This is a genomic window from Citrobacter sp. Ca225, assembly GCF_030337175.1.
Lineage (GTDB): Bacteria > Pseudomonadota > Gammaproteobacteria > Enterobacterales > Enterobacteriaceae > Citrobacter_A > Citrobacter_A amalonaticus.
In genome coordinates this window covers 1-14,008 of the sequence record NZ_JAOWCD010000057.1, presented here as the reverse complement: position 1 = coordinate 14,008, position 14,008 = coordinate 1, and the positions used below count along the sequence as shown (strand labels likewise).

Genomic DNA, 14,008 nt, shown 5'->3' with positions numbered 1-14,008 from the left:
GCATCACCGGGCCGCCAACCGGCCCGGAAATCCTTTGGTCGTTTTCAGGAACAGCATGATGCCGCATATTGCAGAACGAAATGCCGGTGAACCGTTGGTGACGTTTAAGTCGCTAAGCAAAAGTTTTGGCGGTCATCGGGCATTAAAGAATATTGATCTCACGTTAAATAAAGGCGAAGTCCACTGTCTGGCCGGAGCGAACGGCTGTGGTAAAAGCACGCTGATAAAAACCCTGTGCGGTGTGTATATCCCGGATGCCGGTAGCGAAATTATTATTGATGATAAATCCTGGTCAAGACTCTCGCCGGATAAAGCCCGTGAGTTAGGCATTCAGGTTATTTATCAGGATCTGTCGTTATTCCCGAACCTCACGGTCGCGGAAAATATCGCCTTTGAAGAAAATCTCAAGGGCTATTTTGGCTGGCACCGCAAAGCCCGTCTGAAAGCGCTGGCGCTAAAAATTATCCACGAATTACATTTCTCCCTCGATCCGGACGCGCAGGTTCAGCATTTACCGATTGCCCAGCGCCAGCAGGTGGCGATTTGCCGCGCGCTGGTGGCCGATGCCCGGCTGGTGATTATGGATGAGCCTACGGCGTCGCTGACGCGTACTGAAGTTAACCAACTACTGCGCACGGTCAATTATCTGCGCGATAAAAATATCACCGTGGTGTTTGTCAGCCATCGTCTGGATGAAGTGAAAGAGATTTCCGACCGTATTACTGTGATCCGCGATGGCGAAATCATTGGCACCTGGGCGGCGAATTTACTAACCCCGTCGCGTATTACCGAACTGATGACCGGCAGAACGATTGTCCATCAGAAAAAGCTGCCGAACAGCGTGGAAGGAAAAGTGGTGCTGGAACTGAATAAGCTCAGTCGGAAAGGGCAGTTCGAGGATATTTCACTGAAGCTTCACCAGGGTGAAGTGCTGGGACTGTGCGGATTGTTAGGCTCAGGGCGAACAGAGCTGGCGTTAAGTCTTTTTGGCATTACCCATCCGGATAGCGGAGAGATTTATCTGGAAGGGAAAAAAGTCATCATCAAAGACAATACGCAGGCCGCGAAACTGGGCATTGCCTATGTCTCTGAAGACCGCCTGACGCTGGGCGCGGTGCTCCCGCAGTCGGTCAGCGACAATATGGTGCTTTCGATCCTTAACCGGTTAAAAACGCCGTGGCATGTTATTGATGAAAAACGGCAGGCCACCCTCGTTCAGGAGTGGATCCAGGATCTGGATATTAAAGTCGCCAATCCCGATAACCCGCTCTCGACGCTGTCCGGCGGCAACCAACAAAAAGTGGTGTTGGCAAAATGGATTTTAACCCGCCCCAAAGTCTTGATCCTCGATGCGCCGACCGTCGGCGTCGATATTGGCGCGAAAGACAGTATTTATCAGCTTATCCACCGCCTTTCCGGCGTCGGTATTTCCGTGCTGCTGATTACCGATGAAGCGCCAGAGGCGTATTACAACTGCGATCGTATTTTCCATATGCAGCGCGGGAAAATTATTAACGAGCTGTTGCCTGCGGACTATACCGAGCAGCAGCTGGCGGAGGTGATTAATGGCTAATGTATTGTCGCTCCGGTTTCCACGGTCGGTGGAAGGCTGGCTGGGCTGGGTCATCGTCCTGATGCTGGCGTTTTTTTCGCTGATGAGTAATGAGTTCCTGTCAATCCAGAACCTGCTCGATCTCACCGAAAGCTACGCGGTGACGGGGATATTCGCCCTCGGCTTGTTTGTGGTGCTGGTTACCGGGGGGATTGATATTTCCTTCGCCGCCGTGGCGTCGGTGGTTCAGTACGTGGTGGCGTCCCTGTTGCTCAGCGGCACCATGACCAGCCCGCTGCTGTGCCTGGGGTTTGCTATCGCGCTGGGTGTGATATTTGGCCTGATCAACGCGATCCTGATTTATTACCTCAATGTGGTTTCCATCATCATCACCATCAGTATGCAGTCGCTGTTGTTCGGCATGCTGATGTGGCTGACCAACGGCCACAGCATCTATGACCTGCCGGACTGGTGGATCACCCAGCGATCGCTGTTTAGTTTTGGTTTTGAAGGAGAAACCTACCAGGTCGGACTGCCGCTGGTGGTGATGTTGGCGATGGCCTGTTTCACCTGGATGCTGATGAATAAAACCCATATTGGCCGCCAGCTGTATGCGGTGGGCGGCAGTACCGAGTCGGCACGACGTATCGGTATCCGGGTATCGCTGATTTATCTGTTTGCCTACGGGTATCTTGGCGCCGCCGCCGCCATTGGCGGAATGCTACAGGCCTACCGCATGAGTGAAGTGGTGCCTAACGCGCTGGTGGGCGGCGAACTCGATGTATTGGCCGCCGCCGTGCTGGGCGGAGCCAGTTTGTCCGGCGGGCGCGGTTCGGTGATCGGCACGCTAATGGGGGTCTTTCTGATCGGCATCCTCAAAAACGGTCTTAACCTGATCGGCGTCTCCAGCTACTTCGTGAATATCGTCATCGGCGTGGTGATTGTCTCGGCTATCTGCGTCACCCACTACAAAAAACGTAAAGAAACGGACGTTGGATTCGTCTGACAGGGGGCTTGAAATGAAAAAGCAGGCATTTTTACCGCTTGATGGCACCAGCTCAGGGTTGCTGGCGATCTGTTTCTTCGCCGTGGCGGCGTTCAGTCTGGCGATGCCAGGGCGTTTTTTTACCGACAACACTTTTCTGAGTATCGCCTTTCAGCTACCGGAACTGGGGCTACTGACCTTCGCGATGTTTGTCCCGATGCTGAGCGGCGGTCTGAATCTGGCGATTATCGGTACCGCGAATTTGACCAGCCTGTTTATGGCCTGGCTGCTGATCCAGTATGTGCCGGCTGACGCGTCTACCGGTATGCAACTGTGGTGGCTGTTTCTGGCGCTGCTGGGTGCGATGGCGATCGCCATGGCGATCGGCGCGCTCACCGGGACCATTATTTCCCGCGTGGGCGCGCACCCGATTCTGGTGACGCTGGGCAGCATGACCATTATCAGCGGCATCGGCGTTTACCTGACTAAAGGCGCGGCGCTAAGCGGTATGCCACCGGTGGTGCGCAGTATCGGGTCGGAAGTGATCTTTGGCATTCCGGTGCCGATGGTGATTTTTATCGTCGCTACCCTGGGCCTGGCGCTATTCCTCGGCAAAACCCGTACCGGGAAAATCATCTATATGTGCGGCAGCAACATCAATGCGACCTGGTTTAGCGGCATTCGCACCCACCGTGTGTTAATGGCGATTTACGCGATTTCCAGCCTGCTGTGTGTGCTGGCCGGGCTGATTATGCTGGCCCGTTTTAACTCCGCCCGTATGGGCTATGGCGATTCTTATCTGCTGCTGACGGTACTGGCGATTGTGCTGGGCGGCACCGATCCCTTCGGCGGCTCAGGCAAAGTCAGCCACGTCTTTTGCGCCTTGCTGGTGCTGCAGGTGATCGCCACCGGCCTGAGCCTGTTAGGCCTCAGCCTGCATTTCAATCTGGCGGTCTGGGGTATCACGCTGATAGCAGCGCTGGCGTTTAAATTCTTTAAGCAAAAATGGCAGGCACAGCGCGCCATGAATCACAGCCGAAAAGCGTTACAACAACTGGCCACTCGTGAGGGAAGATAATGCGTAGCCACCCGTTAGGTATTTATGAAAAGGCGCTACCCGGAAACACCAGTTGGGTAGAAAAACTGGCACTGGCAAAATCCTGCGGTTTTGATTTTGTCGAAATGTCGGTGGATGAGAGCGAAGAGCGGCTGGCACGTCTCGACTGGTCACTGGCAGAGCGTATGGAAATCATCAGCGCGATCCAGAAAACCGGGGTGCGCATTCCAACGATGTGCTTATCCGCCCATCGCCGTTTCCCGTTCGGCAGCCACGATAGTCAGACTCGCCAGCAGGCGCGTGCCATCATGCAAAAAGCACTGCGACTGGCGCAGGATCTAGGGATACGGACCATCCAGCTTGCCGGTTATGACGTTTATTATGAGCCACAGAATGAAGAGACTATCGCCTGGTTCGAAGATGCGATGGCCTGGGCCGCGGAGCAGGCTGCAGCTGCGCAGGTGATGTGTGCCGTGGAAATCATGGATACGCCTTTCATCAATTCCATCAGCAAATGGAAAGTGCTGGATGAAAAAATTAACTCGCCGTGGTTCACCGTTTACCCGGACGTCGGCAACTTAACTGCCTGGGGTAACGAACTGGAGAGCGAACTGGCGAAAGGCATCGACCGTATTGCCGCGATCCATCTCAAAGACACATTCCCGGTGACGCCGGATTCGCCCGGTCAATTCCGCGATGTGCCCTTTGGCGAAGGGTGTGTGGACTTTATCAAGCTGTTCAAAACGCTACGCCGCCTTAACTATCGGGGAACCTTCCTGATTGAGATGTGGACGGAAAAGTCCGCCGAGCCGTTGTTGGAAATTATCCATGCGCGCCAGTGGATAGAGAGCAAGATGCAGGCAGCCGGGTGGTATGACGAACGGCCACTCATGGCAGGTTAAGGAGATAACGATGAGCCATTACTTTATCGGCATTGATTTGGGCGGCACAGTCACCAAAGCGGGGATTTATACCGCCGAAGGTAGAGAAGTCATCGTTGCGGCCCAAACCTTGCCGCTGCTGAGCTCACAGGCGGGGTGTTGTGAGCGCGATATGAACGCGCTCTGGGCCACCACATGTCTCGTGATTCAGCGCGCACTGGCCGAGAGCCATATTGCGGCGGAACAGATCCGCGGGATTGGCTTTTCTGCACACGGTAAAGGACTTTACCTGGTCGATAAATCGGGAAAACCCGTCCGTAATGGCATCGTCTCTTCAGATTCACGGGCGCAACCGCAGGTGGCAAGCTGGAAGGCGCAGGGTGTCGATCGCCAGGCGTACCCGCTCAGTTTGCAACAGCTATGGCCTTCTCATCCGGCAGCGCTGCTGGCCTGGCTGAAACAGCATGAGCCGGAGAACTACGCGCGGACGGGCCACATCCTGATGGCGCACGACTATATTCGTTACTGCCTGACGGATAACCTTGCCTGTGAAGAGACCAATATCTCCGGGAGCCAGTTGTTTAATCAGCAGCGTAATGAGTTCGATCCCGCGCTGTTCGCCCTGTTTGGCATTGAGGAGATGGTGCACTGCACGCCGGGGGTGATAGGTTCTGCCGATCTCGCTGGCTATGTGACCGCCGATGCCGCTACGTTATGCGGGTTGAAGGTAGGTACACCCGTGTTCGGCGGGGTCTTTGACGTGGTTGGCGCAGCCATCACCTCCGGTGTGCATGACAGCTCGCACCTCAGTGCGGTAGCGGGCACCTGGTCTATCGCTACCCGGGTATTCGATCGCATTATTCCGGCGGATTATCCCTATGTGTGGGGTAAATTCAGTGTTCCTGGGCAGTATTTTGCGCATGAAGGCAGCCCCACTTCCGCCAGTAATCTGACCTGGTTTATCAACCATTTTTTCCCGGCGTTGGCAAACGATCACGATACGCTTAACCGGTGGGCGGAGCAGGGGTATCAGAAGCCAGACAGCATTCTGTTTTTCCCGTGGCTGTACGGCTCAAACTATTGCGACTCATTAAGCGGCGGCTTTTTCGGGCTGGCAGGGCATCACGATGCGTCAGACATGGTTTACGCTATCTATCAGGGCATCGTATTTTCTCATTTACTGCATCAGGACCGGATGCTGCAACTCAACGGCGCAACCCAGGCGATTCGTTTTACCGGCGGGCCAACGCATTCGCGCATCTGGATGCAGATGTTTTGCGATGCCAGCAATCTGCCGCTTGAAATTGTCGATGTCGAGCAGTCCGGGTGCCGGGCGGCGGCGATGTGTGCGGCCGTTGGCGTGGGGGATTATGCAGGATTCGCACAGGCGATTAACGCCACTCTGCCGTCGGTGATCAGACTTGAGCCGAATGCCGTAAAGCACAACATGCTGCGTAGCCGGTTTGCGCAATTCAAACGCGTTGCGGATGCATTGAGTGCAATATAACGCTGATTAACTTCATTCCGGCCAGGCACGATGCCTGGCTTTTTTACGCAAAAAAAAATGCGGACCACGGGGTCCGCAAAAGTTCACGTTGGCTTTCGTTATTTGGGTAGAGAGAGACTCTCTGAACGGGCAGTGGCTTCAAGGGTTAAACGAGACTGCTCCGTTTCTGTGATGGATTATCAGACAGAAAGCTTGATAGGGATAATCGTTCGTTGCTATGCTACCTATCGCCATGAACTATCGTGGCGATGGAGGATGAATAATGAATATTCGTGATCTTGAATACCTGGTGGCATTAGCCGAACATCGCCACTTCCGGCGCGCGGCGGACTCCTGTCACGTTAGTCAGCCAACGCTGAGCGGACAAATCCGCAAGCTGGAAGATGAGCTGGGCGTGATGCTGCTGGAGCGTACGAGTCGTAAAGTGCTGTTCACCCAGGCGGGTTTACTGCTGGTGGATCAGGCGCGTACCGTGCTGCGTGAGGTCAAAGTGCTCAAGGAGATGGCAAGCCAACAGGGCGAAACCATGTCAGGTCCGCTGCACATTGGTTTGATTCCCACTGTCGGTCCTTACCTGCTGCCGCATATTATCCCGATGCTGCACCAGACTTTCCCGAAGCTGGAAATGTATCTGCATGAAGCGCAGACCCATCAGCTGCTGGCGCAACTGGATAGCGGCAAGCTTGACTGCGTGATCCTGGCGCTGGTGAAAGAGAGCGAGGCCTTTATCGAAGTGCCGTTGTTCGACGAGCCGATGCTGCTGGCGATCTACGAAGATCACCCGTGGGCGAATCGCGAATGCGTGCCGATGTCCGATCTGGCAGGCGAAAAACTGCTGATGCTGGAGGACGGTCACTGTCTGCGCGATCAGGCGATGGGATTCTGCTTTGAAGCCGGTGCTGACGAAGACACCCACTTCCGTGCGACCAGTCTGGAAACGCTGCGTAACATGGTAGCGGCAGGAAGCGGTATTACCCTGCTGCCTGCACTGGCGGTTCCGCAAGAACGCAAACGTGATGGCGTGGTATATCTGCCCTGCATTAAGCCTGAGCCGCGTCGTACGGTGGGGCTGGTGTATCGTCCAGGATCACCGCTGCGTAGTCGCTATGAGCAACTGGCAGAGGCCATCCGCGGTGCGATGGATGGCCATTTCGACAAGGCGTTAAAAAAGGCGGTTTAAGCCATTTAGCGCCGCTACCCGATAGGCTTCCGCCATCGTCGGGTAGTTAAAGGTGGTGTTAACGAAGTACTCAATCGTGTTACCACCACCTTTCTGCTCCATAATCGCCTGACCGATGTGAATAATCTCGGCTGCGCGTTCACCAAAGCAGTGAATCCCCAGAATCTCTTTCGTTTCCCGATGGAACAAAATCTTCAGCGTGCCTACGTTCATGCCGACGATTTGCGCGCGCGCCAGGTGTTTAAACTGGGCACGTCCCACTTCGTAAGGCACTTTCATCGCCGTCAGTTGCTGTTCGGTTTTGCCAACGGAACTGATCTCCGGGATGGTGTAAATGCCGGTCGGGATATCTTCGATCAGGTGCGCGTTCGCTTCCCCTTTCACCAGCGCCTGGGCGGCAATGCGTCCCTGGTCGTATGCTGCGGACGCCAGGCTCGGGTAACCGATCACATCACCCACCGCGTAAACGTGCGGCAGCGCGGTTTGGTACATGCTGTTGACCTTGAGCTGACCACGGCTGTCGGTTTCCAGACCGATATTCTGTAACGCCAGAGAATCGGTGTTGCCGGTACGACCATTGGCATACAACAGGCAGTCGGCCTTCAGTTTCTTACCGGACTTCAGGTGCATGATCACGCCATCGTCGCAGCCTTCGATTTTCTCATACTCTTCATTGTGGCGAATGACGACGCCGCTGTTCCAGAAGTGGTAAGAGAGGGAGTCGGACATCTCCTGATCGAGGAACGCCAGCAGACGGTCGCGGGTGTTGATGAGATCAACTTTGACCTCCATTCCGCGGAAGATCGACGCATATTCGCAGCCAATCACCCCGGCGCCATAAATAATCACATGGCGCGGTTCGTGGTGCAGACTGAGGATCGAATCGCTGTCATAAATGCGCGGGTGCGAGAAATCCACGTCTGCCGGATGATAAGGGCGCGATCCGCAGGCAATGACAAATTTCTCTGCTGTCAGGGTTTCAACCGTACCGTCATGACATTCCAGCGCCAGCGTGTGTTCGTCAACAAAATGGGCGTTACCCTGCAAGATCTCGCAGTGGTTACGCTCATAAAAACCCTGCCGCATCCGTGTTTGCTGATTAATCACGTTGTCGGCATGGTTGAGAATATCGGCGAATGAGGAACGAAGCAGGCGGGAATGATCGCTATAAAGGGGGTTCTGATTGAATTCGATAATACGACTGACTGCGTGGCGGAGCGCTTTTGACGGGATGGTGCCCCAGTGGGTGCAACCGCCGCCAACGTTGTGATAACGCTCGATAACGGCAACACGAGCTCCTTGCTTAACCAGACCCATTGCAGCGCCTTCGCCGCCGGGGCCGGAACCTATAACTATGGCATCGTAATCGTAGGAATGTGGCATGGTAAGGCTTACCTGTTCTTATACATAAAAGCAACAGAATAGTAACATCATTGCCGGGATAACCCAATTATCGTTGTGCTTTTTTGCGAAGCCGAAGCACAAACTGCGCGTAAACAATCATTCACAAAGCTGAACAAACAGATTAACTTTGAACTCTGGTATAGTGCCGGACAAGGCATACGGAAGGATTCAGACATCGTGATGGGCGTTAGAGCGCAGCAAAAAGAAAAAACCCGGCGTTCGCTGGTAGAAGCCGCATTTAGTCAACTGAGCGCGGAGCGTAGCTTCGCCAGTCTCAGTTTGCGTGAAGTCGCACGTGAAGCGGGCATTGCGCCAACCTCCTTTTATCGTCATTTCCGTGATGTTGATGAGCTCGGCCTGACCATGGTTGATGAAAGCGGTCTGATGTTGCGTCAGTTGATGCGCCAGGCTCGTCAGCGTATCGCCAAGGGCGGGAGTGTGATCCGCACCTCGGTCTCCACATTTATGGAGTTCATCGGTAACAACCCCAACGCCTTCCGTTTATTATTGCGTGAACGTTCTGGCACCTCAGCGGCGTTCCGTGCTGCCGTTGCGCGAGAAATTCAGCACTTCATCGCGGAACTTGCGGACTATCTGGAAATCGAAAACCATATGCCGCGTGCGTTTACTGAAGCGCAAGCCGAAGCGATGGTGACGATTGTCTTCAGTGCAGGCGCCGAAGCGCTGGACGTGGGCGCGGAACAGCGTCGGCAGTTAGAAGAGCGACTGGTACTGCAACTGCGCATGATTTCGAAAGGTGCGTATTACTGGTATCGCCGTGAACAAGAGAAGATGCCCCTCATTCCGGGTAACGTGAAGGAAGAGTAATGAAACAGTCAGTTCAGGATAAAGGTACGCTGCTGCTGGCGCTGGTCGCTGGCTTGTCAATCAATGGTACATTCGCGGCGCTGTTTAGCTCCATCGTGCCGTTCTCTGTATTTCCGATTATCTCGTTGGTGCTGACGGTGTACTGTCTGCATCAACGTTATTTGAATCGCACCATGCCTGTGGGTTTACCGGGTCTGGCTGCCGCCTGCTTTATTCTCGGCGTTCTGCTTTACAGCACCGTGGTGCGCGCGGAATATCCGGATATCGGTTCCAACTTCTTCCCGGCGGTGCTGTCGGTCATTCTGGTCTTCTGGATCGGCGTGAAAATGCGTAATCGCAAGCAGGAAGTGTCGGAATAAAGAGGAGAGGCCGGATGAGACGCTTTGCGTCATCATCCGGTTATGACACTCACTTCGCCGTCAACAACACCCCACACTCCATATGGTGCGTATACGGAAACTGATCAAACAGCGCCAGACGTGATACGTCATGCGTCTGGCCTAACGTTTCCAGGTTCTTGCACAGCGTCTCCGGATTACAGGAGATGTACAGAATGCGCGGATATGCCTGCACCATTTTCTCCGTTTCGCTGTCCAGACCGCTGCGGGGCGGATCGACAAAAATCGTTTCGCACTGATAGCTTTTCAGATCGATACCCTGCAAGCGGTTAAATTCGCGCACGCCGTTCATTGCCTGCGTAAACTCTTCCGCCGCCATGCGGATAATCTGCACGTTATCAATCTGATTCGCCGCAATGTTGTATTGCGCGGCGGCAACAGACGGTTTGGCGATTTCGGTGGCCAGCACACGGTCAAAATTGCGTGCCAGCGCTAAAGAAAAGTTGCCGTTACCGCAGTACAGTTCAAGCAGGTCGCCTTTTGAGCCTTTAGTGACATCCAGCGCCCACTCCAGCATCTGAATGTTCATGGCCGCATTTGGCTGCGTAAAGCTGTTCTCAACCTGGCGATAGATCATTTCTTTGCCCGCAACTGGCAAACGTTCATCAATGTAGTCCTGATCCAGCGCGATTTTGGTTTTTGTCGCGCGGCCAATCAGATGCACGTTCAGGTTCTGCGCACGCAGGGCGTCGCGGAGCGCTTCGGCGGCTTCACGCCATTCGTCGTCCAGCCTTTTATGATACAGCAGCGAAACCACTGCCTGATTACTCATGGTGGTGAGGTAATCAATCTGGAACAGTTTATGGCGCAACACGCGGTTGTCGCGCACGCCTGCGATCATCGCGGTCATCAACTGGTTAATCAGTTCACTCGCCGCAGGGAAGCTGTCGACGCGGATTCGGCTTTTGCTCTGTTGGTCAAAAATGATGTGATAGAGGTCATCGCCATCGTGCCAGATGCGGAATTCAGCACGCATACGGTAGTGACTGACCGGCGAACGAAACACTTCCGGGACAAGGTCAGAAAAGGGCGCCATCATACTCTGCAAGCGCACCACTTTTTCGGCGAGCTGCGCGTCATACTGTTCTGTCGGAAGGTGTTCGGGGGTCATGATGTATCCTGAAAAATAAAAGTACGCGGGGATTGTAGGGATTGCTCAACAGATGTCCAGTCATTGATGATCTCTCATATTTAACAAACACGCTGGACAGTAAGATGTTACAAACTGTAGCATCCGTGTGCCGGTCCTGTGAGTTAATAGGGAATCCAGTGTAAATCTGGAGCTGACGCGCAGCGGTAAGGAAAGGTGAGATGAGAGCGTAAGCAGACACTGCCTGTTGGGTGGGAAGTCTTCATCTCTTATATCCGTGGATAACCTTCCAAGCCCGAAGACCTGCCGGCTAACGTCGCAACTGGTTTTCATCATCGCGTACTATCGGTGGGACCTGCGGCATCCTTCTTATATTGTGGATGCTTTACAATGATTAAAAAAACATCGCTGCTGACGGCGCTCTCCGTCACGGCTTTTTCGGGTTGGGCACAGGATGCCACCCCTGACACGCTTGTCGTGACAGCAAACCGTTTTCAACAACCTGTTAATACCGTTCTGGCCCCGACCGATATTGTCACCCGCGAGGATATCGAACGCTGGCAGTCCCGAACCGTTCTGGATGTCATGCGCCGCCTGCCAGGCGTGGATGTCGCCCAGAATGGCGGCATGGGGCAAAGCTCTTCTCTGTTTGTGCGGGGTACCGAAGCGAAACACGTTCTGGTGTTAGTCGATGGTATTCCGGTCGCCCGTCCGGGCATTACGAATAATTCCGATATTGACCAGATCCCGGTGTCGCTGGTGCAGCGCATTGAGTATATCCGTGGCCCGCGCTCAGCGATTTATGGCTCTGGCGCGATTGGCGGCGTAGTGAACATCATCACTATGACGGGTGAGGAACGTTCGCAGATTAATGCTGGCGTGGGGTCAAAAGGTTATCAGCAATATGACGGTACGTACCGCCAGCGTTTTGGCGATACCGTGGTAACCGCGGCCGGGGCTTATCAGACCACCAAAGGCTTCGACGTTCAGCCGCGTTCCAGCTATAGCGGCGACAGCGATCGCGATGGTTATCGCAATAAACTCTTCTGGGGTGGCGTTGAGCACAAATTTAACGATCAATTCGATGGTTACTTTCGTGGCTACGGCTATGCCAGTAATGCCGATTACGACCAGGGGAACTGGGGATATGACGGCGGAAACGACGAGCACCAGAATTACACTCAGTCGTGGGATACGGGGCTGCGCTTCAATTCTGGAATCTACTCGTCACAACTGGTCGCTAACTACCAGCGAATTAAGGACTATAACTACAGCAGCCTGAATGGGCGCTATGCCACAGGTTATAGCCTTGATGATATGGAACAGCGCTACGTCCAGTGGGGCAACAACGTTATTGTCGGGCACGGCGCTGTCAGTGCTGGTGTCGACTGGAAACAAGAAAAGCTGATGTCCTTCGGCGAGTATGGGACAGACAACTATAAGCGTGATAACACGGGCCTCTATCTCACCGGGCAACAGCAGATTGATAGCGTGACGCTGGAAGCGTCGGGCCGTGAAGACCATGACGACCAGTTCGGCTGGCATGGTACCTGGCAAACAGCGGCGGGATGGCAGTTTGTTGATGACTATAAAGTGACGCTTTCCTATGGCACGGGCTTCCTTGCGCCTTCACTGGGGCAACAGTTTGGTGCGGAGCGTTTTGGGATCGCCTCTAACCCAAACCTGAAGCCGGAAGAGTCGAAGCAGTGGGAAGCCGGATTAGAAGGGCTGACCGGCCCGCTTGACTGGCGTCTGTCGACCTATCGCTACAAAATTCAGAACCTGATCGACTACAACAACAATACCTACTTCAACGTCAAATCCGCGACCATCAAAGGCCTGGAATGGACCGGGAACCTGACGACCGGGCCGGTCGATCATCGCTTAACGTTGCAGTATGTTGATCCGCGTGATGATGAAACCGATCAGCCGCTTTATCGTCGCGCTAAACAGCAGGTGAAGTACGAGCTCAGCGGACAGGTCTACGATCTGGGCTGGGATGTGACCTATCAGTATATTGGCGAGCGTTACGATTACGACTACGACAATTCCCGGAAGGTGAAAATGGGCGGGCTGAGCGTGTGGGACCTCGGACTTTCATATCCAGTCACCTCACATCTCACAGTTCGTGGTAAAATAGCCAACCTGTTCGATAAAGATTACGAGACAGTTTATGGCTACCAAACTGCAGGACGGGAATACACCTTGTCTGGCAGCTACACCTTCTGATCCGCGCCCCACCGTGCTGGTATTTGATTCCGGTGTCGGTGGGTTGTCGGTCTATGATGAGATTCGGCATCTCCTGCCGGATCTCCACTATATCTATGCTTTCGATAACGTGGCTTTTCCTTATGGGGAGAAGAGCGAGGCATTTATCGTTGAGCGCGTTGTTGAGATCGTGACGGCGGTACAGCAGCGTTATCCTCTTTCTCTGGCCGTTATCGCCTGTAACACGGCCAGCACGGTCTCTCTTCCTGCCTTACGTGAGAAGTTCGCTTTCCCGGTTGTGGGCGTGGTACCGGCGATCAAACCGGCGGCGCGTCTGACGGCGAACGGGGTTGTCGGGCTTCTGGCCACGCGCGGGACGGTGAAGCGCCCTTATACGCATGAACTGATCGCGCGCTTTGCCAATGAGTGCCAGATAGCCATGCTGGGGTCCGCAGAGCTGGTGGAACTGGCGGAAGCGAAGTTGCACGGCGAACCCGTGCCGCTGGAAGAACTGCAACGGATCCTGCGCCCATGGCTGCGGATGCCGGAGCCGCCTGATACCGTGGTACTTGGCTGCACCCACTTTCCCCTGTTGCAGGAAGAACTCTTACAGGTTCTGCCTGAAGGAACGCGACTGGTCGATTCCGGGGCGGCCATTGCACGACGTACTGCCTGGCTACTGGAACATGAAGCGCCGGATGCGAAATCAGCAGATGCCAACATTGCCTATTGCATGGCGATGACGCCAGAAACTGAGCAATTATTGCCCGTTTTGCAGCGCTATGGCTTTGAATCGCTCGAAAAACTGACGGTTTAACGCTGTTTTGGGTAAATATTACGCACTCGGAAAATTATTTTAAATTTCCCCTTGTCAGCCCGAAATAACTCCCTATAATGCGCCTCCACTGACACGGAACA

Annotated in this window: 12 protein-coding genes and 1 riboswitch; of the genes, 10 read left to right on the top strand and 2 right to left on the bottom strand. The window is 54.2% G+C overall.

Annotated elements, in window-relative coordinates:
• The first annotated feature begins 55 nt into the window (after positions 1-55).
• From OGW13_RS05785 to oxyR, 6 genes are all read left to right on the top strand, one after another.
• Positions 56-1,573: a sugar ABC transporter ATP-binding protein gene (locus tag OGW13_RS05785; RefSeq protein WP_044265230.1), complete on the top strand. Its 1,518-nt coding sequence runs from the start codon at positions 56-58 to the stop codon at positions 1,571-1,573.
• Positions 1,566-2,558 carry an ABC transporter permease gene (locus OGW13_RS05780; protein ID WP_042998956.1) on the top strand — a complete coding sequence of 331 codons (993 nt, stop codon included), beginning with the start codon at positions 1,566-1,568 and terminating at the stop codon, positions 2,556-2,558. Before OGW13_RS05785 ends, OGW13_RS05780 begins: the two co-directional genes overlap by 8 nt.
• A gap of 13 nt (positions 2,559-2,571) precedes the next feature.
• Positions 2,572-3,615, top strand: coding sequence for an ABC transporter permease (locus tag OGW13_RS05775; RefSeq protein WP_042998957.1), 1,044 nt, complete (start codon positions 2,572-2,574; stop codon positions 3,613-3,615).
• Complete coding sequence (locus OGW13_RS05770) at positions 3,615-4,496, top strand: L-ribulose-5-phosphate 3-epimerase (RefSeq protein ID WP_042998958.1); 882 nt, start codon at positions 3,615-3,617, stop codon at positions 4,494-4,496. Before OGW13_RS05775 ends, OGW13_RS05770 begins: the two co-directional genes overlap by 1 nt.
• A gap of 10 nt (positions 4,497-4,506) precedes the next feature.
• On the top strand, positions 4,507-5,982 hold the full coding sequence (locus OGW13_RS05765) for an FGGY-family carbohydrate kinase (RefSeq protein ID WP_287115792.1): 1,476 nt from the start codon (positions 4,507-4,509) through the stop codon (positions 5,980-5,982).
• A 262-nt stretch (positions 5,983-6,244) separates the two neighbouring features.
• Positions 6,245-7,162 (top strand): DNA-binding transcriptional regulator OxyR, encoded by a 918-nt coding sequence (oxyR, locus tag OGW13_RS05760; protein ID WP_042998960.1) that lies wholly within the window; start codon positions 6,245-6,247, stop codon positions 7,160-7,162.
• Here the strand turns inward: oxyR and sthA are convergent.
• Positions 7,145-8,545, bottom strand: a complete 1,401-nt coding sequence (sthA, locus tag OGW13_RS05755; protein WP_042325654.1) for a Si-specific NAD(P)(+) transhydrogenase — start codon at positions 8,543-8,545, stop codon at positions 7,145-7,147. The two genes, oxyR and sthA, sit on opposite strands and share 18 nt — an antisense overlap.
• 198 nt (positions 8,546-8,743) lie before the next feature.
• On the opposite strand from sthA, the gene fabR reads away from it, so the two are divergent.
• Together fabR and OGW13_RS05745 are read left to right on the top strand one after the other, a co-directional pair.
• Positions 8,744-9,394: an HTH-type transcriptional repressor FabR gene (fabR, locus tag OGW13_RS05750; protein ID WP_043001797.1), complete on the top strand. Its 651-nt coding sequence runs from the start codon at positions 8,744-8,746 to the stop codon at positions 9,392-9,394.
• Positions 9,394-9,753: a YijD family membrane protein gene (locus tag OGW13_RS05745; RefSeq protein WP_042998961.1), complete on the top strand. Its 360-nt coding sequence runs from the start codon at positions 9,394-9,396 to the stop codon at positions 9,751-9,753. The genes fabR and OGW13_RS05745 overlap by 1 nt, the downstream gene beginning before the upstream one ends.
• 49 nt (positions 9,754-9,802) lie before the next feature.
• Here OGW13_RS05745 and trmA read toward each other — a convergent pair whose 3' ends face one another.
• Positions 9,803-10,903, bottom strand: a complete 1,101-nt coding sequence (gene trmA, locus OGW13_RS05740) for a tRNA (uridine(54)-C5)-methyltransferase TrmA (protein ID WP_287115791.1) — start codon at positions 10,901-10,903, stop codon at positions 9,803-9,805.
• Between the two features lie 114 nt (positions 10,904-11,017).
• Positions 11,018-11,207: riboswitch (cobalamin riboswitch) on the top strand.
• A 65-nt stretch (positions 11,208-11,272) separates the two neighbouring features.
• Between trmA and btuB the strand changes: the two genes are divergently transcribed.
• Entirely contained in the window at positions 11,273-13,111 is a 1,839-nt protein-coding gene (btuB, locus tag OGW13_RS05735; protein ID WP_042998963.1) for a TonB-dependent vitamin B12 receptor BtuB, read from the top strand.
• Positions 13,056-13,907, top strand: a complete 852-nt coding sequence (gene murI / locus OGW13_RS05730; protein WP_042998964.1) for a glutamate racemase — start codon at positions 13,056-13,058, stop codon at positions 13,905-13,907. The genes btuB and murI overlap by 56 nt, the downstream gene beginning before the upstream one ends.
• Positions 13,908-14,008 lie beyond the last annotated feature (101 nt).

Coding starts and splice junctions, on each gene's coding strand:
- OGW13_RS05785 (WP_044265230.1), top strand. CDS start 56: ATGATGCCGCATATTGCAGAACGAAATGCCGGTGAACCGTTGGTGACG.
- OGW13_RS05780 (WP_042998956.1), top strand. CDS start 1,566: ATGGCTAATGTATTGTCGCTCCGGTTTCCACGGTCGGTGGAAGGCTGG.
- OGW13_RS05775 (WP_042998957.1), top strand. CDS start 2,572: ATGAAAAAGCAGGCATTTTTACCGCTTGATGGCACCAGCTCAGGGTTG.
- OGW13_RS05770 (WP_042998958.1), top strand. CDS start 3,615: ATGCGTAGCCACCCGTTAGGTATTTATGAAAAGGCGCTACCCGGAAAC.
- OGW13_RS05765 (WP_287115792.1), top strand. CDS start 4,507: ATGAGCCATTACTTTATCGGCATTGATTTGGGCGGCACAGTCACCAAA.
- oxyR (WP_042998960.1), top strand. CDS start 6,245: ATGAATATTCGTGATCTTGAATACCTGGTGGCATTAGCCGAACATCGC.
- sthA (WP_042325654.1), bottom strand. CDS start 8,545: ATGCCACATTCCTACGATTACGATGCCATAGTTATAGGTTCCGGCCCC.
- OGW13_RS05745 (WP_042998961.1), top strand. CDS start 9,394: ATGAAACAGTCAGTTCAGGATAAAGGTACGCTGCTGCTGGCGCTGGTC.
- trmA (WP_287115791.1), bottom strand. CDS start 10,903: ATGACCCCCGAACACCTTCCGACAGAACAGTATGACGCGCAGCTCGCC.
- btuB (WP_042998963.1), top strand. CDS start 11,273: ATGATTAAAAAAACATCGCTGCTGACGGCGCTCTCCGTCACGGCTTTT.
- murI (WP_042998964.1), top strand. CDS start 13,056: ATGGCTACCAAACTGCAGGACGGGAATACACCTTGTCTGGCAGCTACA.